22 protein-coding genes are annotated in these 25,797 nt (G+C 39.2%); 18 read left to right on the top strand and 4 right to left on the bottom strand.

Features of this window, described 5'->3' with window-relative positions:
* The first annotated feature begins 5 nt into the window (after positions 1-5).
* Complete coding sequence (locus C502_RS0109235) at positions 6-890, top strand: cation diffusion facilitator family transporter (RefSeq protein WP_018678547.1); 885 nt, start codon at positions 6-8, stop codon at positions 888-890.
* A gap of 65 nt (positions 891-955) precedes the next feature.
* Here C502_RS0109235 and C502_RS19495 read toward each other — a convergent pair whose 3' ends face one another.
* A complete protein-coding gene (locus C502_RS19495) occupies positions 956-1,417 on the bottom strand; it encodes a thioredoxin fold domain-containing protein (protein ID WP_051357983.1) in 462 nt (153 codons plus the stop codon).
* Complete coding sequence (locus C502_RS19490; RefSeq protein ID WP_018678545.1) at positions 1,348-1,902, bottom strand: cytochrome c biogenesis protein CcdA; 555 nt, start codon at positions 1,900-1,902, stop codon at positions 1,348-1,350. The genes C502_RS19495 and C502_RS19490 overlap by 70 nt, the downstream gene beginning before the upstream one ends.
* Before the next feature lie 41 nt (positions 1,903-1,943).
* Between C502_RS19490 and C502_RS0109220 the strand changes: the two genes are divergently transcribed.
* The 13 genes from C502_RS0109220 (at position 1,944) to C502_RS0109165 (ending at position 13,386) form a co-directional block, all read left to right on the top strand.
* On the top strand, positions 1,944-2,507 hold the full coding sequence (locus C502_RS0109220) for a TlpA disulfide reductase family protein (RefSeq protein WP_018678544.1): 564 nt from the start codon (positions 1,944-1,946) through the stop codon (positions 2,505-2,507).
* Positions 2,504-2,662, top strand: a complete 159-nt coding sequence (locus C502_RS18840; protein WP_018678543.1) for a hypothetical protein — start codon at positions 2,504-2,506, stop codon at positions 2,660-2,662. The genes C502_RS0109220 and C502_RS18840 overlap by 4 nt, the downstream gene beginning before the upstream one ends.
* A gap of 81 nt (positions 2,663-2,743) precedes the next feature.
* Positions 2,744-3,649: an FAD:protein FMN transferase gene (locus tag C502_RS0109210; RefSeq protein ID WP_023274780.1), complete on the top strand. Its 906-nt coding sequence runs from the start codon at positions 2,744-2,746 to the stop codon at positions 3,647-3,649.
* Positions 3,634-4,314, top strand: coding sequence for a response regulator (locus tag C502_RS0109205; protein ID WP_018678541.1), 681 nt, complete (start codon positions 3,634-3,636; stop codon positions 4,312-4,314). The genes C502_RS0109210 and C502_RS0109205 overlap by 16 nt, the downstream gene beginning before the upstream one ends.
* Positions 4,314-5,699, top strand: a complete 1,386-nt coding sequence (locus C502_RS0109200) for an ATP-binding protein (protein ID WP_018678540.1) — start codon at positions 4,314-4,316, stop codon at positions 5,697-5,699. Before C502_RS0109205 ends, C502_RS0109200 begins: the two co-directional genes overlap by 1 nt.
* Positions 5,700-6,026: 327 nt before the next feature.
* Positions 6,027-6,137 (top strand): hypothetical protein, encoded by a 111-nt coding sequence (locus C502_RS19125; RefSeq protein ID WP_023274779.1) that lies wholly within the window; start codon positions 6,027-6,029, stop codon positions 6,135-6,137.
* Between the two features lie 351 nt (positions 6,138-6,488).
* Positions 6,489-7,550: an ABC transporter substrate-binding protein gene (locus tag C502_RS0109195; protein ID WP_018678539.1), complete on the top strand. Its 1,062-nt coding sequence runs from the start codon at positions 6,489-6,491 to the stop codon at positions 7,548-7,550.
* A gap of 13 nt (positions 7,551-7,563) precedes the next feature.
* Positions 7,564-8,274 (top strand): class II aldolase/adducin family protein, encoded by a 711-nt coding sequence (locus tag C502_RS0109190; protein WP_018678538.1) that lies wholly within the window; start codon positions 7,564-7,566, stop codon positions 8,272-8,274.
* Positions 8,275-8,307: 33 nt separating this feature from the next.
* A complete protein-coding gene (locus C502_RS0109185) occupies positions 8,308-9,501 on the top strand; it encodes an LLM class flavin-dependent oxidoreductase (protein WP_018678537.1) in 1,194 nt (397 codons plus the stop codon).
* A 10-nt stretch (positions 9,502-9,511) separates the two neighbouring features.
* A complete protein-coding gene (locus C502_RS0109180) occupies positions 9,512-11,086 on the top strand; it encodes an ABC transporter substrate-binding protein (protein WP_018678536.1) in 1,575 nt (524 codons plus the stop codon).
* Between the two features lie 5 nt (positions 11,087-11,091).
* Complete coding sequence (locus C502_RS18225; RefSeq protein ID WP_018678535.1) at positions 11,092-12,213, top strand: TonB family protein; 1,122 nt, start codon at positions 11,092-11,094, stop codon at positions 12,211-12,213.
* 31 nt (positions 12,214-12,244) lie between these two features.
* Positions 12,245-12,982, top strand: a complete 738-nt coding sequence (locus C502_RS0109170; protein WP_005321556.1) for a MotA/TolQ/ExbB proton channel family protein — start codon at positions 12,245-12,247, stop codon at positions 12,980-12,982.
* Positions 12,982-13,386 (top strand): ExbD/TolR family protein, encoded by a 405-nt coding sequence (locus tag C502_RS0109165; RefSeq protein WP_018678534.1) that lies wholly within the window; start codon positions 12,982-12,984, stop codon positions 13,384-13,386. Before C502_RS0109170 ends, C502_RS0109165 begins: the two co-directional genes overlap by 1 nt.
* 106 nt (positions 13,387-13,492) lie before the next feature.
* On the opposite strand, the gene C502_RS0109160 is transcribed toward C502_RS0109165, so the two are convergent.
* Positions 13,493-15,076 (bottom strand): ABC transporter substrate-binding protein, encoded by a 1,584-nt coding sequence (locus tag C502_RS0109160; protein ID WP_018678533.1) that lies wholly within the window; start codon positions 15,074-15,076, stop codon positions 13,493-13,495.
* A gap of 275 nt (positions 15,077-15,351) precedes the next feature.
* On the opposite strand from C502_RS0109160, the gene C502_RS0109155 reads away from it, so the two are divergent.
* From C502_RS0109155 to msuE, 4 genes are all read left to right on the top strand, one after another.
* Positions 15,352-17,964: a TonB-dependent receptor gene (locus C502_RS0109155; RefSeq protein ID WP_018678532.1), complete on the top strand. Its 2,613-nt coding sequence runs from the start codon at positions 15,352-15,354 to the stop codon at positions 17,962-17,964.
* Between the two features lie 237 nt (positions 17,965-18,201).
* Entirely contained in the window at positions 18,202-20,535 is a 2,334-nt protein-coding gene (locus C502_RS0109150) for a TonB-dependent receptor (protein WP_018678531.1), read from the top strand.
* 19 nt (positions 20,536-20,554) lie between these two features.
* Positions 20,555-21,748 carry an LLM class flavin-dependent oxidoreductase gene (locus C502_RS0109145; protein ID WP_018678530.1) on the top strand — a complete coding sequence of 398 codons (1,194 nt, stop codon included), beginning with the start codon at positions 20,555-20,557 and terminating at the stop codon, positions 21,746-21,748.
* A 93-nt stretch (positions 21,749-21,841) separates the two neighbouring features.
* On the top strand, positions 21,842-22,564 hold the full coding sequence (gene msuE, locus C502_RS0109140) for an FMN reductase (RefSeq protein WP_018678529.1): 723 nt from the start codon (positions 21,842-21,844) through the stop codon (positions 22,562-22,564).
* A gap of 164 nt (positions 22,565-22,728) precedes the next feature.
* On the opposite strand, the gene C502_RS0109135 is transcribed toward msuE, so the two are convergent.
* On the bottom strand, positions 22,729-25,443 hold the full coding sequence (locus C502_RS0109135) for a M66 family metalloprotease (protein ID WP_018678528.1): 2,715 nt from the start codon (positions 25,441-25,443) through the stop codon (positions 22,729-22,731).
* Positions 25,444-25,797 lie beyond the last annotated feature (354 nt).

Genomic DNA, 25,797 nt, shown 5'->3' with positions numbered 1-25,797 from the left:
AGATTATGATTGAATCAAATATTGATCTTGAGTCGAGAGCAAAAGCTGCTTCCAAATCAACATGGATAAGTGTTGTTGTTAATATCTTTTTGTCGATTGGACAGATATTGATTGGTATTTTTTCAAAATCACAAGGTCTAGTTGCAGATGGTATCCATACTTTAAGTGATTTAGTTGCGGATTTTATTGTATTGGCCGCGAACCGTCATAGCCAAAAAGCACCTGACGATGCACATCCATATGGTTATCTTCGTTTTGAAAATGCAGCATCTTTTATACTTGGTCTGATCTTATTCATTGTTGGTGTTGGCATGTTATGGACGGCAACGCATAAGATCCTTCATCCTGAACAAATTCCTAAAGTGCATAGTATGGCGCTTTGGGTTGCGATAACAGCCTTGATCTGTAAAGAACTTTTGTTCCGCTATATGCTCGCTATTGCCAAAAAAGTAAAATCAAGTTTATTGATTGCAAATGCTTGGCATGCACGTTCAGATGCAGCATCTTCTTTTGTTGTTGCCTTAGGGATTTTAGGTAATCTCGTAGGATATCCAATTCTTGACCCAATCGCAGCCTTAATTGTTGGTTTAATGATTGCCAAAATGGGGTTTGAATTTAGCTGGACGGGCTTACATGATTTGATGGACAAGTCGGCGAACGAAGATGAAATAGCTGCGATCAAAGAAACTTTATTGAAGAAAGACGGGATATTGGGTCTACATCAACTGAGAACACGTAAAATGGGTGACATGATTATTGTCGATGTTCATTTGGAAGTCAGTGGCGAACAAAGTGTCAAAGAAGGACATAGAATTGCAGTAGAGGCGAGAAATGAAGTCCTTAAAAATCATAATGTCATCGATGTGGTCACTCATATTGATCCAATATAGTGAGGCATTAAAAATGCAAAGGCATCTAGAATAAATGATATTCAAGATGCCTAGATTTGGATGATTTATTTAAGATGTGCAATCAGTTTATCGGCTTCAATTTCCCCTTGAACGCGTAAATTTTTTAATTCATTGCCATTGTTGTCGATAAAAATAAGTGCAGGTGGACCATACAAATGCATGGCTTGTAGCCATTCTTTTTGTACTTGACTGCTTTCGCTCATATCAAAACGAATTCTTTTATATTTCGAAAATGCTTCAATCACACGGCTATCGCGAAACGTTGAACGTTCCATGATTTGGCAAGCAGCACACCAATCAGCAGATACATCGATTACAACAGTCTGTTTATTTTGTTTGGCTTGATCTAATAAGGCTTGTAAAGCTTGCGGTTGGCTCACTGTTTCAAAGACGACATTCACGGGTTTAGTGGTGTCGGGTGATACTGCCGTATGGCTTAAAGCAGCAAGTGGGTGTAATGGATCATCTTGGCCTGTTGCAGCACCGATCCATAAAAATAGCGCCAATAAGCAAGGGACAGTTTAAAACCTCTCCATCCTGTCAATCGCTCACTTTTTTCACCTGCAATCAAACCTGAAAGAATCGGCATCATGGGAAATACACAAGGTGTAAATGCAAGACCTGCACCTAAGACTAAAAGTGTTAATAAAATAAGTGGCACACTCGCATGATTTAAAAATGCAGCAAGACTAGAGGCGTTATTCAGATCGTAATTTTCATCTTTATTTTTTACAGGACTGATGGTTTCTAGAGAGGTATTGGGCTTTTTAATACCCGTTGCAGAAACCAATTTTAATCCTTTGGGATGAATGGTGAGCACTTCATCTACAGCTGGAAAGCATAAGCCACTATCAGCACAACCTTGGTAACGCAATTTGATTTGGACGGTTTCTGGTTGGCTACTACCTAAATGGGTAATACCAACTTTCATTGTTGCAGCATCATGAAATACAGCCACACGTCCAAAATTAGGATCTTGTTTCCATACCATATGACCAGCAAGCTCGCTTGAGGAAAATGTGGAGTCAGTCGATGGCTTGGGAAAAACAAACGTTAGCAAAAATAAAATGGCGAATTGCAGTTTTAGCATTACTGAGTTGTGGTAGTGCTTTGAGCGTCAGTGCAATTCAGGCAGCAGAACCGTCAGCAGTTTCTGTGAACAATAAAATGTTGCCAGCGAGCGATATTAATTGGTCGAAATACGCAGGGAAAGTGGTTGTGATTGATTTCTGGGCCAGTTGGTGTGGCCCTTGTCGAGAATCTTTTCCTTGGATGAAACAAATGCAAGCCAAGTACGGAAAAGATGGATTGGTTTTCATCGGAATCAATGTAGACAAAGATCCTGCATTAGCGCTCAAGTTTATTCAGCAATATCAGCCTAATTTTGAAATTAGATCAGACCAACAAGGAAAGTTAGCCAGCCAATTTAAGGTACCAGGAATGCCTTCCACATTTATTCTTGGGCGCGATGGTCAGCCAGCAGCAAAACATCAAGGTTTCTTCAAGGCAAAAGAAGCCGAGTATGAGGCTGAGATTGTGCGCTTAGCCGCTTGGGTGCGTTTGATGCAACGACCTACGGTGTTAAGTTTGGGATGAATCTTGCAAATGACCGTGAGCTGAGTTTCCGCGTCGAACAATATGATCAGAAAGCTAAAGATTTAAAACCGATTGGTGGGAATTTAGCAGGACAAATTTTGCAACCAGATTTATCGGCAACCTTTGTTCAACTTGGTTATAGTTTTAAATGGTAATAATTTAATCTAAGCTATTAAAACCTATTACTTTCGAGCGGTAGGTTTCATAATTTATACTGATTTAAACTAAGCCTGAGTATGATGTCTCATAGATTAGAATTAATACAAGAAAATGATGCGCTTCATCAAATTCGCTTTACTGCGATGGCAAGCCCTTGCCAAGTTTTATTAGATCATACTGATTGGACGAGTGCAGCACATATCGCACAAGCTGTTTATGCAGAATGTTTACGCATTGAACAGAAGTATAGCCGTTATCGTAATGATAGTTTTTTAGCTGCTTTACATCGCAATACCGATTGTTGGTTTGATGTGGATGACGAAACAGCAAAATTATTTGATTTTTCTGAAATTTTATATCAATTGTCCGAAAAAAAATTTGATATTACCTCTGGTGTACTTGGAAAAATTTGGCATTTTGACGGTTCAGAGCAAGTTCCAAGTATTGAGCAAATCAATCAGCTTCTGCCTCATATTGGTTGGGACAAAGTGAAATGGCAGCAATCTCAGAAAAAAATTTACTTACCTCAAGGAATGTCGCTCGATTTTGGTGGAATTGGTAAAGAATACGCAGTGGATCGTTGTGCCGAAATCATTGAGCAATTAAGTCAGCAAGCTTATTTAGTCAATTTTGGTGGGGATCTCAGAGCGAGAGGGCCAAGAAAATCAGGTCTGGCATGGCGAATCGGTTTAGAAACACCTGAACAAAATAATCAAGCGCAAGCCTATTTTGATTTAAATACAGGGGCTATGGCGACCAGTGGTGATAGTAAAAGATATCTGTTCAAAGATGGTGTTCGTTATAGCCATATTTTAAACCCATTAACTGGGTCATCTGTAAAAGATGCACCGCGTTCAATTACCGTTTATGCTCAAACCTGTATTCAAGCTGGCATGTTAGCGACCTTAGCAATGTTAGAAGGTGCAGGTGCAAAACAGTTCTTAGCAGAACAATCAGAGGGACAAGCATGGATTATCGACTAAGTGGACAACGTATTTTTTTAGTTGAAGATGATCTTATGCTGGGTGAGTCTTTGTCCGAAATCTTGCAAGCTCAAGGTGCAGAGGTAAATTGGCATAAGAATGCTGAACGCGTTATGGGTTGCTTGCAAACGTCAAGCTATGACTTGATGATTTTGGATATTGGTTTACCTAAAATTTCTGGTTTTGAATTACTTGCTCAATTACGAGAAATGCAACAAGACTTGCCTGTTCTGATTTTATCGGCGCGAGATACGATTCAAGACCGAGTTTTTGGTCTCGATCTTGGGGCAGATGATTATGTTTTAAAACCTTTTGACTTATCTGAATTACTGGCAAGAGTTCGTGTTTTAATTAGACGACGTTGTGGCCGTGCGCAGACCAAAATTAAAATTGGTGAGGTTTGTTTAGATCCAAGTTCACATCAAGTTTTTTATTTAAATCAAAAAATTAGCTTATCGCGTCAAGAGTATCGCTTGCTGAAGTTGCTGATGGAGCATATCGGACAGGTGATCACCCGTGATCGTTTAGAAACGGCATTATTAGATAAAGATGAATTAGAAAGTAATGCTCTAGAGGTGCATATCCATCATTTACGTAAAAAGCTATTTCCTGAGTTTATTCGAACCATTCGTGGTGTTGGATATTTAGTTCAAGTAGAACTGTAATGCAGAAAATATTATCGATAAAACAACAAGTTGTTAGAACAAGTTTATATGCGCTTATTCTCGCATTAGTGTTGAGTAGTATTTTAGGCTATCTTGCGACAAAACATGAAGTAAATGAGTTGTTTGACGCTACGTTAATTGATAATACCAGAATTATTAAGGGCTTAATTGATTCAGAGCAGACCCACCAAAATTGGATAGATTTGCAAAAAAGCCTTGATGAAACATTACTTGAACATATCAGTTCAGGCGATCAACGCTTCAATGGTCATGCGTATGAAAAGAAGATCGCAATTCAGGTCTGGAGTAAAGAGGGTGATTTAGTCCTGCGTTCGGCCAGTGCCCCAAATCATGCTTTAGCACCATTAAAAGAGGGATTAACACAATTTCAAGGCGGAGAATATGATTGGATAGTTTATACCGTTTGGCTGCCTAACAAAAAGAGCTGGCTTGCTGTTGCAGAGCGATTAGATATTCGACAGGAGCTATCAACCAATATCGAAGCGAGTCTATTACTCAGTTTGATTTTTGCACTTTTTTTAGCCTTATGTTTATTAAAACTTCAACTTAAAAAAGCATTTGCACCGTTAGTGGAATTGGGTGAAAAAATTTCTCAACGCGATTTCAATGATTTAAGTGCGTTACATTTACCTCATTCGCCCGATGAATTAAAACCCGTGATAACGGAGTTAAATGATCTATTCCATCGAGTAGATTCTTCATTAGAAAGAGAAAAACGTTTTTTAGCTGATGCAGCGCATGAACTTAGAACGCCACTTACAGTGATTAAATTGCAAGTTGAACAAGCATTGATTCAACCTGATGCAAGAGAAACGATTTTACAGCGTTTATCTGAGAGTGTAGAGCGTAATCAGCAAGTGGTCGAACAAATGCTTTTGTTGGCTCGTTTAGAGGCGGGGCAAATGTCTGTACATACCACAACTGTTATTTTTTCAGCTTTAATTCGAGAGGCAATTGCTCAACTCATGCCATTGGCATTTAAGAGAAATATTGAATTTCAATTAGATGTTGAAGAGGTGACGATGAATGGAGATTCGGCGCTTTTACTCTCATTGTTACGTAATTTATTTGATAATGCCCTAAGGCATTCGCCAAATAATGCTGTCATTTCAGTAAAATTATTTAAGCAAGCTCAAATGATAATTTTTGAAGTGGTTGATGCTGGAACGGGGATTGATCCAAAGTTTTTAGGTGAGGTTACCAATCGATTTACGCAAGTTGGTGGAAGTGATGTTGGAGCTTCAGGATTAGGATTGGCAATTGTATCTAAAATTGCTCAATTACATGGTATGCGCTTAGTTTTAAATAATCATGAAACAGGTGGTTTGATTGTAAGTCTACTTTGGGTAAATCATAAGGTTTAGATGCAACCACAGCTTCATTAGGAAAGCCTTGTACCCAAATTATGCCTTTAATTTGAATCGTTTGGGGTCATTTAACTTTTAAATTTTTATAAATATAGTCTAGGTTCTAGCGAAATAGAGGTAAAAGGCTTGGATTGCGATTTAATTTAATTGCTAGAATTTGTAGAACCCAACAGATTAAAATGATTTATGCGAGAGATTGATTAATACTTAAAGTGAAGTAGCTTAAATGTGATATTTGTTATATTTATTTTTTCATGAACTGTACCTATTTTTTAATTGATACCTGTTTAGAATATGATATTTACGCTAATACAAGGTATCTCAATGAGTTCTTTAAACAAGGAAAATAAAGCTAGTTTTGTATTCTTTATTATTACATTGTATGCATTTTTAGGATTTGGTTTAGGTTTCATTATCTGGGAATATTTTTTGTAAGTAGACTCAGATATGAGTATTAATTGTATCAATCTTCGGTTGCTGAGTTTGGTGTTTAAATGAATCTAATCAATGAATGATGTCTTCGAACTTGAAAATATCTAAGAGTAAATTAAACTTCTCATTTTTAGTAATTTAAAATGACAAAATTAAAATTGATTTAATTTTACTTTAGATGAGGTTTTGGTAAGACATGTTGATAAAACAACATTGATCTAAAAAAATGATGAAATATAAACATCTACATATTTTAAAATAATTATAAGTTGTTGAAAAAAATAAAAAATAATTTTGGCATGAAAGCTGCTCAACACAAGTGATATGAAATTGGAAATATCCTAAGGAATACCTATGTCACTTGTTATCGATAAAAAAGAAAATTCTAAAGAATTTGCGAAAATTACTTTATCCGAAATTTGGGTAACACGATGTCCAGTTCCAACTGCAACAGGTATCTCACTAAAACGTGGAACCCTCATTGAAAAGTTTGAACAGCATGGTATCGATGTTGCTGTTTTACAAGATGCGCGCAAAGGTCTATCTGTTCATCATTTTGATCATCAGCTGCCAGCATTATTTCGAGAAGGCGGAAATGTTCCAGCATTAGCTGCTCGTTCTGAAGGTGCTCCAAGTCGACTCATTGGTTTGACATGGATTGATGAATGGCAAGTGTTTATTGTTCGTCCGGATTCTGAAATCAGCCTGCCAGAGCATTTAAAAAATGTGAAAGTTGCTTTACCAGAATATGCAGATAAACGAGCGGGTAGCATCTTTAGAGCCATGTCTTTACAAGGTATTCGGGGCGCTTTGCAACTCGCAAATTTAACCTTCCGTGATGTGGATTTTATTGAAGTGCCTGAAAGAGCGGAATCACATAATCAAGAACGTGATGCGAGTACTTATTGGTCGGGGTTGGATGCATTAATCACAGGTGAAGTTGATGCCGTTTATGTTAAAGGGGCATCGGCTGTCGAAGCTGCGACAAAACGCGGTTTAAAGGTTGGAATTGATCTGGATCAATTTGAGGATGTGACCTCTCGTGTAAACAATGGGACGCCTCGTCCTATTACCGTACATGAAGATTTATTGAAAGATCACTTTGATGTTGTCGTTGATTTTCTCGAAGAACTGTTTGATACCGCAGATTGGGCTGAAGATCATTTAGATGAAGTACTGGTTATTCTACAAGATGAAACCATTGCGGGGGCTGAAAGTGTCGCTACAGCGTATCGTAATAATTTCCATAAATCTTTACATCCTTCATTAAGTGAAGAACGCCTTGAGCTTTTAAAACAACAAAAAGATTTTCTTTGGTTACATGGCTTCCTTGAAAAAGACGTAGATCTTGATACATGGGTCGACCACCGTCCTTTACTCGAAGTTTTAAAACGCCGCCAAAATAAACAATTTTAATAGGATATTGATCATGACAACACTTATTCAAACCCCACTGTCTCCTGAACTGAATGACTTTATTGAACTGAACCGTGAAAAAGCTGAATTTGCTTTTGAAGTATTCCGTGAAACAAGAACAATCACGGCAAATGGAACGGTTAATTTTGTTGAACGTGGACCTGATAACACTTTAGTCACTTTTAACTATGCAGGACCGTGGTCTAAAGATAAAAAAAGCAAAGTACTTGTGGAGACCATTGATGGTGAAGTTTTATTGGGTAGAAAAAATGCAGGTGGACGTTATAACAAGCTTTTTCGTGAGCACGCAGATGTCACCACAATATCTCATGTACACGCGCCGAATTTAGGGGCTTGGGCGCAAACCCATCGTACCTTACCGATTCGTTATGTGCCTGTTCAACGCTTTCATTTATTTAAAGAACTACCGATTTATATTGATCGCCGTCAGGCAGAAGTAGATTTCATTTTAGATCAACTCAAAATTGATATCGAACATCGAGCAATTTTAGAAGCCAACGGTGGTGCAACGGTATGGGGACGTCAGGGATTACAAGAAACAGCTGAATTTATCTTGTTACTTGAGGAAGGTGCACAGATTCAACTACTTGCTGAATTAGCTGGGGGAAGCCGGGAATACGGACAAGGTGTTTTACATCAGCAGTGGCGAATGAGTGGTTTAACCGATAAAGCGAAGTCGCTTGGATTACTTCCACTTCATTAGAAATCTGATTCAAATATAAATATAGAGAATACTATGGCTGTAAAACTTTTATGGTATCTCACTTCTCCAGATGGGCCATATCCTTGGTTGGAATCTGGGCGGTGGGATACCGATTATGAACACTTGCAACAGATTGCGATTACTGCGGATCGACTTGGTTTTTACGGTTCACTGATGGGTACCAGCGAGTATGAAACACTTGCTGTTGCTGCAAGCTTAATTCCCTTTACTGAACGTTTAAAGTTTCTGGTTGCCCAACATCCTGGAGAAGTCCAGCCAGCAGTATTGGCAAAATATGCGCAAACTTTTGATGCATTTTCTAAAGGGCGTTTGTTATTTAATGTCGTCAATGGAAATGATAAGGGTTTGGCAGCTTTAGGTATTCACTATACTCATGATGAGCGTTATGACTTTAGCAAGGAATACTGGACAGCATTTCAGCAAAACTATTTAGGAGATAGGTCTGGATTTGAGGGGGAATTTATTCAAATTGCGCCACGTCTAGAAAGTGGATCTCCTATGTCCAAATGGAGTGGTCCAACTCAAAAGCAGGGTGTTCCTTTATGGGGAGCTGGAACTTCTGCGAAAGGCGTTCAGCATTCTGTTGAATTACTCGATGTGTATTTAAGTTTTGCGAATACGCCACCACTGCTTGGAGAAAAGTTTAGCAAAGTCTCGGATGAGGCTGCAATAATTGGGCGTACTTTAGAGTTTGGTACTCGATTGCAAATTATTGTTCGAGAAACAGAAGAAGAGGCTTGGCAGTATGCTCAGTCATTACTCGACAAAATTGATTTAAATTATGCAATCGAAGCTGTTAAACGGCAGCTTCCTCCCAATGAAACTTTTGAGAGTTATCACAGCTCAAATCCGATCGTTCAAAGGAACCTCACTTTGTTACGACATGGGGTATTACCTCGTGCCAAAGACTTTGAAATTTACCCGAATGTTTGGACTGGGCCATCTTTATTTGGTTTTGATATTTTAAACCCAGCAGCAGGTACTGCCTTAGTTGGTAGTGCTGAAAATATTGCTGAACGGATTAAAGAATACGAAAGCTATGGTGTATCTGCTTTTATCTTATCTGGTTTCCCTTTAATTGGAGAAGCCTATCGTGTAGCTGATTTATTGTTCCCGTTATTAGAGCTCGATCATGGTTTTGAGTTACCTAAGCTCAATAAAAATTCATCCATTGATTCTCTCTTGAATCAAGAAATCGTCGTTTAAGGGAGAAAAAATGAACAAAATTACACGTCGAGAACTGATTAAGCAGACTGGATTGGGGGTTGGAGCTGTTGCTGCAATGAGCCTGATAGGATGTTCTAAAACTGACTCTTCATCTTCTGAAAGTGCTCATCCTAGTAATACTCAAAATGATATTCCGAAAAAAGGCGGTGTGATCAAAATTGGAGTAATCAATGGCAATCAAGCAGGTAATTTAGATGCGCACAAGCCTATTGGTATGTCCAGTGCATTCAGAGGTTGGCCTTTATATGCAAAATTATGGGAATGGGGTAGAGATATCCAGCCCAAACTCGCACTTGCTGAATTTGCGGAGCCGAATAATGATGGGACGAAATGGACCATTCGCTTAAAAAAAGGACTCGAATTTCATCATGGTAAAACGATTACTGCTGATGATGTTATTTTCTCCTTACGCCGTTTAACCGACCCTAAACTCGCTTCTCCATTTGCAGCCTATCTTTATTCTTTGCAAAGGAATGAGATTAAAAAGCGAGATGAATACACAGTTGAGATTCCTTTTACTCAAGGAAAAGGCTTGGTCGCTTTACCTGAGGCATGGATGAGTTGGGGGGGTATCGTTCCTACAGATTATGACCCAGTTAAAAATGTCGTAGGAGCAGGGCCGTTTAAGCTTGACAGTTTTACACCGGGCCAGCGTTCACGCTTTGTCCGTTTTGAAAATTACTGGAAAGAAAATAAACCTTATGCTGATGCAATAGAAATCATTGATTTTAAAGACCAGACAGGGCGGCTTGCTGCTTTACAATCGGGTCAAATTGACATTGCTTCAGGGGTAAGTGCCGAGCATATTTCTTTAATTCAAGCCAATAAACGATTGAATCTCGTTTCCTCAGAAACAGATGCTTGGCAATCTTTTGATATGAATACCTCAAAAGCACCTTTCAATGATCCTCGAGTACGTCAAGCTTTTAGATTGATTGCCAATAGAGATGATTTGGTTAAACGGGCTTTAGCTGGACAAGGACGAGTTGCAAATGATCTCTATTCCTTTAGTGATCCAGTATATGACCACAGTATTCCACAGCGTAAGCAAGATTTAAATAAAGCGAAGGCGTTGTTGAAAGAAGCTGGTTTTAGCAATAGCTTGGCAGTTGATTTATATACAGGTCCAGATAGCAATGCTGCATTGGTTTTTGCTCAGCATGCGGCTCAGGCTGGTGTTATTGTTAATGTTAAACAGGTTGAAGCTGCCACCTTTGCTGATGCTGTAAAACAAGATTGGGCATTTAGTACAGGTTCAAACGTTTCACGACCTTTTTTATTAACCGTTTTGCAAATTGATGGGCCGGGTGCGGCAAATAATAAAACTCGATTTAACAATGAGCGTTTTACTGAATTGGTTCATACCGCATTACAACAGCCTGATTTGGAAAAACGCAAAGTTCTCATTCATGAAGCACAGCACATTCAACATGAGCAAGGTGGTTTGCTCATTTGGGGTTTTAATAATGTACTCGATGCACATTCTGGCCAAATTGGTGGAGTAACACCCGATCGCACAGGCTTTGCTGCGTGGCGTACAGATGAATTTTGGCGTAGGGGGTGACCGCTATGACAACGCAATCCAGCAATATAGAGACAGCCATTTCACATCAAACAATGACGAGCTCATTTGAAATACCAGCATGGTTACCTTGGTTTTTCACACGGTTGTTGTCAGGTGTATTGGTCGTATTTGTGATTAGTCTCATTGTATTTATTGCCACACAAGCACTCCCATCTGATCCGGCTCGCGTCATTTTGGGCCCAGAAGCACCCGAAGCGACGGTTCAAATACTTCGTGAACAATTGGGCCTGAACGATCCAATATTGATTCAATACTGGCATTGGCTGAGTCAATTATTGCAAGGTAATTTTGGCCGTTCGATTGATTCAAATGTACCTGTTGTACAGATTGTTCAGAATTATTTTGGTAACACCGTTGCATTAACGATCTTAGTTATTGTCATTACAGTACCACTTTCTGTGGTACTGGGGGTGTGGCTGTCACTCCGTCGAGATAGCAAACTAGATCGTATTATTGTTTCTAGCTCTATTCTATTCAAGGCTGTTCCAGGATTTGTGATTGCAATCTGGTTAATGATGTTTTTCTCAACCTCAATCCTGCACATATTGCCAGCTGCATCCTTGTTGATTCCAGAGCAGTCAGCTTTTAGCCAAATAGAGTTTTTAGTTTTACCGATTTTAACTTTGGCCTTATCGCTTATTCCATATTTGATGCATTTAGTTCGTGGTTCCATGATTGATGCACTTGAGTCGGACTATGTGACCTCTGCACGATTACGTGGTATTCCTGAGCGACGGATCATATGGAAACATGTTTTACCAAATGCATTGGTGCCCGTGGTGCAGGGAACAGCATTAACGATACGGGTTTTGCTGAGTGGTGCTCTCATTATTGAAGTGGTTTTCAGTTATCTGAGTAATCCTGCACCCGAATATCCAGAACAGGCACTAGAACGTGGTTGGGAGGGTTCTGTGATTTTAAGGGTCAAAGTATTAGCAAATGGTAGCCCTGATACGGTCAGTGTCAAGCAAAGTAGTGGCAAAAAACTTTTAGATAGCGCTGCTGTAAGAACAGTAAAGCAATGGAAATTTTCACCCGCTTTAAAAGGTAAAACCCCTGTAGAAGGTTGGGTCGATGTTCCAATTCATTATCAATTACCGAAATAAATTTAATTTTATAGATTAAGAGGATATTTACATGACTGACATTAATTCATTGATCCATGACGGCACTATCTGGTTATTAGTCGCTTTCTCTATTGTGACTTGGGCATTGGTTGTAATCAAAATTGTTCAGACCCAAAGAGCATCAAAACAAGATAAACGTTTCGTAGAGGCGTTTTGGAAAGCAAAAAATTTATCTGACGCCGTAACTAAATCTGAATCGGGTCAAGGACCAGCAGCACGTGTTGCAAATGCGGGGTTTAAAACACTGATAGAAGCAGATGAAAAAACACACCATGACTTGCAAAACAGTTGGAGCCGTCAGGACCTATTGGAACGTCACTTACGCAAACAAATTCTAACTGAACGTCGTCAATTGGAGAAAGGTTCAGCGCTATTGGCATCTATTGGTAACAATGCACCCTTTATTGGTTTGTTTGGTACAGTATTCGGAATCATTCATGCATTACAGGCGATTGCCCATTCTGGTAATGCAAGTATGGATGTCGTTGCTGGACCGATTGGAGAGGCATTGATTGCAACAGGAATTGGTATCGCTGTTGCTGTACCTGCTGTACTTGCTTATAACTACTTTGTACGTAAAGTTAAAGCGATTGGTGCAGACTTAGATGATTTTGCAACAGATTTTGTCAGTTTAAATCAAAAGGCTGGTTTTCAATTGCCGACTGCTAAAACCAAAAATACAGCAGAGACTACGATTCTGAATGATGCTTCAACAAAAGAAGTGAAAGAGAAAGGAGTATTCGCATAATGGCAATTTCTACCTCTCAAGACGATGATGTGGTGAGTGAAATCAACATTACACCGTTGGTGGATGTGATGTTGGTTTTGTTGATTGTCTTTATCGTCACAGCACCTTTGCTGACCAATACGGTGAAAGTCAATTTACCTAAGGCCGCACCGACTCAATCTACTGATCAGAATAAAGCTGTCGTGATTAGTGTTAATCCACAGGGTGAGATATTTTTGGATAAGGACAGAGTGTCACTTGCAAGTTTTGAACAAGAAATTCAGTCACGCAAGAATAGCAACCCTAAGCTGGCTTTGAACCTGAATGCGGATGAAACTGTTCCTTATGGGACAGTGGCAAAATTATTGGCAAGTATTGAACGAGTCGGCGTAGATAAATTATCGGTGATCACTGTTCCTCAATAATCCCAGCCACATCTTAAATAGCTGCTTCGGCAGCTTTTTTAATTTATTCTGCCAGTAGAATAAAAATCCCCTCATAAAGAGGGGAAGCAAAGTTAAACAGATGTGCTTAAGCCTTCCATAATTTCTCAAAACGCCACGTTGGAAAAATAGTATGTTCTGGGGCTAAGCCTCCAATATTTTTTGTCGCTGCATCAATGGTATGGCTAAATCCCCAAATTAGCATCCCACCACGTTCATGTTGAATTTTCTGTGCTTGGATTAAATACACTTTTCGCTTTGCTAAATCTGGTTCGGCAAGTGCCTTATAAAACAACTCACTATATTCAGGATCTTTAAAATTGATTTTATTGGTTGTTGAAATCGGCGCATCATTGACAACAGCAGTAGATAAATAGGGTGTACCGACATTGGTTGCGTTACTCGACAATTGCCATTTATTGCGGTCTGCTCCATTAAATGTAGCGGCATCGACTTGTTTGACTCGTATATTCACATTGGCATGTTTTGCTTGTTCTGCAAAGATCAGTGCAGGTTGGGCGCTGCCAGCAGGCGCAACAAGTTCAACATTTAAACCATCTTTAAAACCAGCTTGTGCCAATAATTTTTTTGCTTCCTCGATATTTTGCTGACGTTGGGGGAGGTTAAGAAAAGCAGGGTCCTGTGGTGAGTAGAGATCATTGGCAATACGTCCCTGACCATTTAAGCCACGTTGTACAAGCTCCTCACGATTGGCAATTAAACGAAATGCCTGACGGACTTTAGGATCATTAAAAGGGGCTTGTTGCGTATTAAAGTCAAAACCATTATGGGTATTGGTTTCAGAACGAATGGTTTGAATATGTTTCGCCTGCTCCAGAATTTTAATGTATTCAGGTGAAATGGCATTGGCGACATCAATTTGTCCTGCTAATAAGGCATTTAAACGCGAGACTTGATCTTTAAAATCAATCACCTCAAAACTGTCTGCATAAGGTTGATCCGCTTTAAAATAGTTTTCAAAACGGGTGAAGACAGAACGTTGACCGGGTATAAATTGTTTAACTTTATAAGGCCCAGCACCGACTGGATTGTGGATTGGATCAAAGTCGGTAGGTACGATTCCACCAAAATTCACCCAAGTTTCAGGTAGTGCAACGAAACCAGCAATTGAATTGATAAAAGGAATACGAACAGTATATTCATCTAATTTTTGAATGCGATCCCGATCAATCCATTGCACCAGATTTCGAAACGGTGAAGCAAGCTTTGGGTCAGTTAAACGTTTTACTGAGAAAATCACATCATCAGCAGTAATTGTTTTACCGTGATGGAATTCTAGACCTTTACGTAGACGAATGGTCCATTCACTCGCATTATGATTTGGTTCAGCAAATTCAGCCAAGGCAAGACGTGGCAGCATATTTTCATCCCATTCCCATAGCTTGTTATATATGGCAAAACCTCGGGTAATTCCTGCGCTTGAAGTAGACAGATGTGGATCTAAACTGCCTGATTGTTGTCCACCAATTAGACCCAATCGAATCGTTCCACCATGTTTGGGAGTGAGTGAAGATGGGCTCTGTACTTCAGTACCCGTTTGTGGTGATTGATCGCAGCCAGACAAGCTCCCTATTAAAGATACACCACCTACTGCGCTAAGACTTTGTGCTAAAAACTTTCGACGTGACAATAGAATTGATCGACTTGTCATTATAAATACTCATATTGGATAGTTATCTTTATGGACTTGCAGAATAAATGCCAATAATTTATTTATATTTATCAGTATCTTATTTGATTGTAGTTTTTGTTTACTGTCTTTATTTCAACAAATCTGTTGAAAAAATAAACATTTATAAAGCTGATATCTAAATATATAAAAATTAAAAACTATTAAATCAATATCTTGGGTGTCGTTTTGAGGCTTTTTAATGATTGGCATAGGCCTTGCGTAACGTACTGTAAATTTACTTTACTGAGTATGATATGAAGCAGCCTTTTCAATTAAAACCTTTAGTGATTGCCTTAGCCTTTTCGGGGGCATCTTTACCCATACATGTGTTTGCCGAAGAAGCCCAAAATACATCGGCAAATACTGAAAGTGATGTGATTACTTTGGCAGATGTCGTGGTGACTGGTGCAAATAAAAAACAAACTGTTGTTCCCAAACGTAAAGTGACTTCAATTTATGGAACGGATAGCTCTGTATTAGACACACCTCGTGTAGTGTCCCAAGTATCGGAACAACAATTTCGTGAAGATGTGATTCGTAGTGCAGATGATCTTGTTAAATATGCGCCAAGTATTACCCGAGGCGGGGGACAAAATGCCAATTTCGCACCGCAGATACGGGGGAAAAATTCAGAGGTCTTTCAAGATAGCCAACGAATTTATAGTACCCGTCATCCGACTAATTTAAATGCCTATGAAGCGGCTGATATTGTTGCAGGGCCGACGGGAGTAATTTTTTCGCCTACTTCGGGTTCAGGTGGATATATTAATTATCTCACTAAAAAACCTAACTTTAATAAAGCAGAAACAACGATTTCTGGCTCAGTTGGTTCAATCTATGCAGGAAAAGGTACAGAACCTAATTTTTCTGTCAGTATTGATCATACAGCCCCGATCTCTAAAGAACTTGCATTTCGTGTCAGTGCAACAGCCCAAAAAACTGATGATTATTATGACAATGTGAAAAACAATTTTAATGCATTCTATGGTGCATTGGCTTGGCGTCCAGATGATAGTCTACGTGTTGACTGGAATATAAGTTATGACGATTATTATGATTTTAACGTGACACATGGTTGGAATAGGGCAACACAACAATCTGTTGATAACCGTCAGTATTACAAAGGTAGGGCTACGCCAATTATTCAAAATGGTTCAGCTTTCTGGTCACCTGTATTTGAATCTGGAGCTGCGAATTCCAAAGTGATTGGTTGGCAGAATCGACAAAAGAATGATAAAAACCAATATATTGCTGTAGGCCCAATTCAAACAACACCTTTACCTAATGCAACAGCAAATCAGGCTGGAACGATTCGAGGTTGGGTCTATGATCCATCTATACCTGGTAATGGATTGGTCAAACTAGACGATAATATTTCTGGTCGAAGTGAAGATAAAAATAGTGCCAAACGATTCAGCACCCAATTAAAATTAGTTAAAGATTTGAATACGCATTGGTCTGTTTCTAATAGTACGCTTTATCAAAATAGCAAGGATTTAGGTGATTCGGTTGGAAGTTTCTTTACTGATTTGGAACATGAGTTATTTGATAATCGCCTAGAATTCCTCGCAGATTATGATTTCGAGTTGTTTGGCCTGAAAGTGAATAATAAAAGCAGTACAGGAGGCGCTTATCGCCGTGAGGAGTTTACTTCTTTAGCGGCAAATAATAGTTTTAATATTAATCCTTATGATCTGACCAATGATCCTTCTCAAAAAAATCCAGGGGATTTACTTGGGTTGGTCAATAATAGCAGTTCAACAGGAGGCTGGATTGGACAAGTCGGTGTTCCTCAATATTCTCAGTACTTTGGTTATTTAAATCTACCAAGAATGTATCCAGTCGGCCATGGCTTATATGCTGAAAAAGGTGGTTTCCCTCCCAATGGTGGTGGTGCTGTTTATACAGGAACGGGGTCTTGGGATACGTGGAGTGTGTTTACTCAGCAGAATTTTACTTTTAATGATGTGTTTGGCATTAATCTTGGGATTAATCACAGTTCAATCAAAGCCAAACTTGAAAACCCGTTGGTCTTAGTGCCGACAGATGTCCGTTCAGATCGCAATAAATATAGTTTGCTCAGTTATCAAGCCAGTACATTTATCAAGCCAACAGAAAAAACTACACTGTATTTTACCTATGATACGAGCACTGCACTCAACACAGGTGTTTTTGGCCCATTTCTAATTTGGGGAGCAGGCAATCAACTGAATCCTTTAGCGTTTGACAGTCAAAGTGAATTAAAAGAATTAGGATTTAAATATGAGCCGATCATCGATCAACTATTTCTCACATTAAGCGGATTTGAGCAGAAGCGAGATTTATCACCTGATACAAATGGCAATATGGCACGCTTTGAAGTGAAAGGGATTGAATCTTCACTACGCTGGCAGCTACAAAAAAATATTGCAATAGGTGGTAACTTAACCTATTTGAATGCTGAATATAGCTCAATTATTCCAGCAGGATTTTCTCCCTTTGGCTTCCACGCAGACAATGCGACTGTCTGGGGGGACAGTAATGGGTTAAACCAGCGTAAAGCAGGTCGTTATGATGCGGCGGGCATTCCGAAATACTCTGCCAGTGCTTATGTGGATTATCAACATCAGTCAGGTTTTGGTGTAAATCTCTCAGGCTGGTGGACCAGTAACTGGTATACCAATTTAAGTCAGACGGTTAAAGTTCCAAATAACTATAATTTAGATTTGGGATTATATTATCGACAACCACAATGGACTGTGGGTTTAAATATTCTGAATTTAACCAATGAACGTAATTTTGTGAATGGTTTAGCCGGCGCAAATAGTGAATTCTTACAACCAATGCGTCCACTCACGGTGCAGGGACAATTTAGTTATAAATTTTAAATACATGAAATATTTTTAATTCTAAATAGCCATACAGTTGTATGGCTATTTTTTCTTTCATTTTCAAAAACAAACAATGTTGGAATAACAACAACAACATAGGGAAAAATGTTTATCTATCAGCAAAATCTAATCATAAGTTTTACTTTTGTTTTTTAAGATATTGAAATTTATAAAATAAATTAAGTGGCATAGAAGTTGCCAATATAAGAATAGATTTATTTAAATGGAGTCACCATGTTTAAGGTCACAAAAATTAGGCAGAGTATTTTAACTGCTATGTGGGGAGTAACAGCGAGTGTTTCGACATTGGCTTTGGTAAATGAAGAGATCGATACAGGCATCACAGCTGAGCAACAGGCGCAGGTGGTCAATGCAAAAGATGTCAAAAAGTTAAGTGATGTGATTGTAACAGCACAATATCGAGCACAAAATATTCAAAAAGTTCCAACCGCGATTACGGCTGTTTCTGGTAAAGATTTGGCTGCCAAGGGCTCAACCTTTATTGGTGATGTTTTAACGTATACACCGAATGCAGCAGCGGAAAATCCAGATGGTGATAGCCGACCACGTTGGTATATCCGTGGTTTGGGTACAGGGGATGTTGCTGCATCGACTGTATTTCCTGTTGGAATTTATGCAGATGGTGTTTATTTGAATGCTCCCGTTGCAGGTGCAGGAGACTTATTCGATCTAGAGCGTATCGAGGTTTTACGTGGGCCACAGGGGACGCTTTACGGTAAAAATACTACAGCAGGTGCGGTTAATTATATTTCTAAAAGACCAACTTTCTCAGAAAAACCAAATGGCTATGCAACGATAGGTGTAGGTGATCATAACCTACGTACTTTCGAGGGGGCTGCTAATGGTAAAGTCTCAGACAATATTGCAGTACGGGGAGCTTTTTATTCTGAAGATCGTGATGGCTATGCAAAGAATTTAGCCAATGGCGAAGATTATGGTGATGTTGATAAGAAATCTTTCCGTTTCCAGATTTTAGGTAAAGTGAATGACCAATGGAATGCATTAGTCAATTTACATAGTCAAACCTACAATGGTTTAGGAAATAATGGTTCTCTTAGTATTGGAAAATATTGGGGCGTCTATGAAAGACCAGAGGGACGTAATACCAATTTAGATTTAGATGAAAGTAATAAAATTCAGCATGATGGTGCTTCATTCACTTTAAATGGAGATTTAGGAGGGGGCCATAGCTTTACCTCAATCACGGCTTTTGACAAGACTACACAAAAGTCGATTTCAGATGGTGATTACACACCTTATGATGTTGCGCGAAGTTATAGCGATAATGAATGGCGTCAATATAGCCAAGAGTTTCGAATTTCATCCGATGCGAACAAACGTTTAAGTTGGATTGCTGGATTACATTATTTTAACGAAGAATTAGATTCTACCGGTGTGAGTGCACGGGTCCAGAAAACTTTGCCAAATGGTGCTGCTGCACAGACGGCATCAACCCCTGCATTTAGAGACATTACTTATAATCAAGCTACACAAAGTTTTGCCGTATTTGGAAATAGTACCTATAAATTTACAGATAAATTTAAGGTGACAGGTGGATTACGCTGGACCAGTGAAGAAAAAGATATTGATCTCGACCTGACTCAGATTACAACAGGCGACTACACCAAAGGTAGTTGGTGGAAAAAAGATGGGTATAGCAATGCCGTCTATAATCCAACTGCAAATGCGAACGGTTCAACAAGCCGTAAGAAAACATGGAATGAGTTGACCTATGACATTACACCAGAATATGAAATTACACCTGATTTAAATACTTATTTTAGATTTGCACGTGGATTCCGTTCTGGTGGTTTTAATACAGGTTTATCCAGTAGTCTAACCCAACTTGCTGATGTTAACCCTGAATATTTAAACAGTTACGAGCTCGGTTTGAAATCTAGCTTACTGGGTGGGGATTTAGTCGCAAATGCCAATATTTTCTATTACGACTATAAAGATATCCAAACCAATTTATTAGTTGCAACAGAGGGGCAAGGCGGCGGTGTTACTTCAATTTTAGCCAATGGACCAAAAGCAGAAGTAAAAGGTGCAGAGTTAGAGCTGGATTATTTAGCCACTGAAAATCTACGTTTACGTTTTGCAGGTGCTTATTTAGATAGTGAATATACTGACTTCGTTGACAAGAACCCGGTAACCAATGTGGTCAATGCTGACAATACTGGGAACAGTTTAGTTCGTTCACCAAAATATACCGTCGGTGTTGGTGGTGAATATACCTTCAATTTAAATGATGGCGCTCGTATCGTTGTTGGTACTGACGCAAGCTATCGTGACCGTGAATATTTCTTGGTGAATCGTCAAGACTATTCGGTTGATCCAATCCTTAGCCAAAAATCTTATACCTTGTGGAATGCCAATATTGGTTATCACAGCGCAAATAATAAATATCAGGTCAATACCTATGTTAAGAATTTGCTAAATGAAGAATATCAGGTACATGGTCGTCCAAATGGCCCGGCAGGACAATATGTTTTAACCTACGGAAACCCACGCCAAGTTGGTGTTTCTCTCACAGCCAAATTCTAACTGTTATACGGAGAACATCATGGGAATTGAATTTTTTACTCGTTTACCTTTGCATGGTGAAGCTGAATTTTTAGCAGGCGACCCTCGTAATCGTGGTGACTGGGCACGGGTATCTGGTGTGGAAAATACTGGCGCAACATCCAACTATCAAGTGGGTGATGACTTTACTTATATTGACTATTTAGCACAGGTGGCGCGCGCAGCAGAAATCAATGGTTTTGCAGGGGCTTTGATGGTCAATGCACCAACAGGAGAGGAACCTTGGACTGTTTGTTCGCTATTAGCCAGAGAAACCAAGCGACTGAATTTTGTGACGGCATTCCAGCCTTATCACTTTAGCCCATACAATGCGGTACAAAGTGCTGCAACCTACCAACGTGCAACAGGCAATCGCTTGGTGTGGAATATTATTAATGGTGGATCCGAGGTGATTCAACGTCAGGTTGGCGATGCAACGCCTCATGATGACCGTTATATCCGCGCAACTGAGTTTCTCGATGTTGTAAAAGGTTATTGGTATAACGAATCCTTCCATTACCAAGGCAAATATTATTCTGCTGAAGGTGGCGGATTAAAGTATCCCCTCAATAAAGCTGAGTTACCCATCATTTGTACCGCAGGCTCTTCTGAAGCTGCACGTGAGTTTGGCGCAAAGCACGCAGATTATTATTTAATGCGTGCTGAAAAACCAAGTGAGATTGCCACATTGATTGCAGATGTACGTAAACGTGCTGCGAAGTATGGTCGTGACAATATTAAGTTTGGTTTATCCATTGATACAATTGCTCGACGTAGCGAACAAGAAGCTTTGGCAGAGGCACAACGTTATTTAGATGAAGCAGCAGAGAAGCAACGTTTGCATGCTTCAGCTGCTCATGCAGGACTCAGATCAGCGCGAGTACTCAGTTTTGAAAAAGAATATGCGGATAAAGATGGCAGCAAAAATGTGAATGATTTCTTCATTCATCCCAATGTTTGGTCTGGCTTTGGCTACATTGGTATCCCTCCAGGTGTTGCTTTGGTGGGTAGCTACCAACAAATTGTTGAACGCATCAAGGAATATAACAGTATTGGAATCGACTTGTTCTTCCTTGCTGGTTATCCGCATTTAGAAGAAGCTTATCGATTGGGTGAGCATGTTCTGCCACATTTTAAAAACCAACGTCAGGCATTACAGCGTATACCAGAAGAATCAAAGTATCGTATTGCCTAGAATCGTTCTCAATCCTATTCAACCAAGACTTTAACTAGAAGTCTTGGTTTGTTCCATATAAGTCAAAGTATTAATTTTTCTAAAGGCCAAGTAATGTCATATTCAAATGATAAACCACTCAATATTGTCGCCGTTTCAGGTGGGCTTAACAGTCCATCAAAAACTGAAAGTTTGATTCAAACGATTTTGGATGAATTAGCGCAAGCAATAGAAATAAATGTGAGATTTGTAAAACTCAGTGAGATTGGTCCTTTATTGGGTGGTGCAATTTATCGGAGTCAGTTACCCAAACAAGTACAAGATGATTTGGCTGCTATTGAAGCGGCTGATGCCTTGATTGTTGGTACGCCAGTTTATCGTGCTTCTTTTACGGGGCTGTTTAAACACTTATTTGATTTTGTCGAGCAGACTGCTTTAGTGGATGTTCCAGTATTACTTGCGGCATCTGGTGGAAGTGATCGCCACGCTTTGGTACTTGAGCATCAACTTCGTCCTTTGTTCAGCTTTTTCCAAGCACAGACTTTGCCTATAGGTGTGTATGCAACAGATCGAGACTTTACGCCTGAATATACAGTCAAAAGTGAAGCATTGAATGAGCGTATCTTACTTGCTGTTGCTCGAGCTTTACCAATTTTGCAATGGGCACCTGCCAAAGGGCTTCGTCAAGATATTGTGAAATTCAAATCGGAAAAAGCCAATCAGAATTTAGGAATTAACAAACAAATTGAACAAGATCCAATTTTACCATCAGTTGAAGTTCCTAATCTTAATGTCGCGGAAGTTCGTTTACATACAAACAAAGTTGCGGTGATATAAATAATGATTTGATTTATCTACTAAAAATATAGGGAATAGTTGTGTTCCCTTTTTTGTATTGATTGTATCATCTAAACTTATCAATATAAAAAATTATAAAGAACAAAAAGTTAGAATGCTTTCTGTTCTTTACAGTTTATATTTAATATTGGCTTACGATCAGGTTATGGTGTTGCTAATGCTTTTGCCAATAGCGGTAAATTTTGACCTGTTGCAGCCGCTAAAATAAAGCTTTGACTCGGTGTGGTGATTGTCCATTTTTGATTATTACCACCTCCACAGCCATAGGTTATTAAAGTGCCACGACCATCTGCGCTTGGTGCACCACCACCACTAAGATCTAAACAACTGTTACCTTGACGGAACTGTTGAGTTGAACCAGTAACAGGTATTTCCCAAATTTGGTTACTAACACTGTTATTGCAGGCAGCGAGTGTTGTACCTGATAAACAAAGTTCAGGGTATTGTACGCTGTGAATTTTGCCCACAGCATCATAGACCCATAGGCTAGAATTATCGCCAGTACAGTTATTTTTACCACTCATAAATACACTTGGTTTGCCTGTGCTACTCGAAATTTCAGCTTTGAGACAAGCTGAATTCATATTTGGCATCACAAACATTGTTGCACCTGCCAGTGGATTGCTACTAGAAAGACCAAGTTGGGTGACAAAGCTTTTTAACGCATCATTTGCAGCGGTGATATTTGCAGTTAAGTCATTGCGATAGACATTGACCCAACGGTTTAAACGGTATAATTGTGCTTGTTGGTTGCTGAATCGATCAAACTCTTGGCGTGCGGTTGCTGAAAGCTCATTTTTAAAATTCTTATAAGAATCATAGAGAATTTTATTGTTTGGAGAGAGATTTGCAACAAGTTTGCCTTGGTTGCTGAGTAGAGCTTGTTCTAGTTGTGGGAGTTCAACTTTGCGTAAAGCTGTAAAGCCTTGTTGCTTACCAATAGTGACCGCAGCAGGGAGGGGTTGTGCATAGCTTGGAATGACAATCGATGAGAGTTTGTTGGCTTGTTCATTGGCACGTTTACAATATAAATCAACGCTTAGCGGTGCATCACTTTGAGCTAAATTAATATGTAATTTATTTGCATTACTGCCCATGCGATTTGGGGCGAGTGCGATATTTTCTTCTGCTTTGGATGCGTATTTGACATTGATCCAGCAGCTTGCATTTGCAAGACTCATCTGTGCTTGAGGCAGTGTGAAAATGTTCCCCCAGTTGCCGCGTGCAGCAGGGTAAAGCAGACCGACTTGGTTGACAGGATCGTAGCCACCTAAAATGGTAAAGACAGGTACACCAAATTGAGTTGGTTTTAGATAATTGCCATCAGGGCGGTTGTACCAAACTTGACTTGAGTTTGGAACTTTAGGTTGCGTGACATCCATTTGGCGAGTTGTCGCGTTCCAACGCTTGTATCCTGTAGTAGAGCTTGCATCCCAAACCGCACGATCAAATGCGGGTTGGATTTTGAGCTGCGTACTGTAGCCTGTGTAATGGGTGAAGCGAGACAGTGAACTAGAATAATTCCCACCTGCCATGGCATCAGTGCCATAGGTATAGGCATTTTGAAAGATTGGTGTGCCACCTAAGCGGTTATCTAAGTTTGTATTGTTCCAGTTTAAATTGCCTCGCATACGATTACGATAGGCAATATAGCCCCATCCACTATTTGGATGATGAGCTGCCCAAAAATAGTTTTCTCCATTTTGTCCAGGATAGTGTCCTAAACCATAGTGATGCCCAATTTCATGGCTAAATTCATTACCCGCTGAATCAATCAGCGTTAAAATACCATTACCACCACTTAAGCCATGATTGACATCACCATTTTGGTATTTACCCCAAGCATGGTGAATCACAGCACTTTGAGTCAATTGAGGTTGCTCTTGGCTAGACATAGATGCACTAGTTATACCCCAGTTGGCAAGATTGATTCCTGTACTAAAGGTGGATTTGGCAGTGTTTTCTCGCATGTCACCACTGTAGACATCACCCGTTGTGGCACTCTTATCATTATAAATCACCCCACTTGCGACCATGACTTGATTCAGTTGCATATCATCATATTTGGTGACGGTCATTTTTGCAGCAGGAATAGTTTCAAAATAATCGGTACCTGCTTTTTCAGGTTCATTCAGCATGTAATGACCACTAGACTGTCGTGGTGCAGTGAGCATACCTAAGCGAATACTTTGTACGACCAATTCACCTGGTGCCCCAAAATCAATGGATTGCGCATCGAGTCGTCCATTTTTACGGCTGATTGGATCAACGATACGAATATTTAAGCCTGGTTTGACTTCATCCCAGTTTAGAGAGGTTGTCCAAGTCTGTTTGGAGTATTGAACACGCGCACGATTATCACTGTTAGATTGATCTGATGCTGGAATTTGGGTTGGTTCTTGTAAAGCAACTCGACGTATTAGTTGACTATTCAAATAAATTTCTGCATTCAGTTGTTGAATATCACCCATATCTGCACTTGGTGTGACTAAAAGAAGTGCATCTTTTTCACTAGTAAGACGAGGCATGCTTTTCGCTTCATTACCGTTTGGGTCTACAGTGTGGTTTTGTGCGAATTGAATCATTGCAGCAAAGTTACCAACAAGGTCGTTACGTATAGGGCGTACATTGCCTTCTAGATCGTAGTCGTAGAAGCCAAGGGTATTAGAATCAAAAACATCTTTATTTGGTTCAGGGTATGCACCAGACGTAGAGAGTGCTTTTGCTTGAGCACTTGTCGCTGATTCAGTTTTGCTATTATCTGTTGTTTCTTGTGTGTTTCCACCACAACCAGATAATAGGGCTAATGAAATACATAAGCTTAATGTGCTTATTGAGGATTTTTTCACAATTTTCATATTTAGATTAACCAAATGAATAAGATATTAAATAAAATATTAGATTTAAAATAATATAACTTAAATTGAATTGCTGAGTATATAAGTAATAAATAAAATGATTATTTTATTATGTGATGCTGTTCTTGTTTTTTTGTTTAAGTGTTATTGAATTTTTATAAATATAAAATATGTGTGAGGTATTGTTGTATATTAAGATATTGTTATTGTGTGACATTTATTGGCATTTTTTAACAAATATTATAACCTTTTGGGTGTGTTTTTAAAATTCATCTAAAATTAATATTTATTTTAATTTTATTAATTAAAAAACAATGTGGTTTTAAAATAAATATAAATATTGTATCTTTGTGC

The organism is Acinetobacter tjernbergiae DSM 14971 = CIP 107465 (assembly GCF_000374425.1).
GTDB lineage: Bacteria > Pseudomonadota > Gammaproteobacteria > Pseudomonadales > Moraxellaceae > Acinetobacter > Acinetobacter tjernbergiae.
This window is presented reverse-complemented; position numbering and strand designations above follow the sequence as displayed.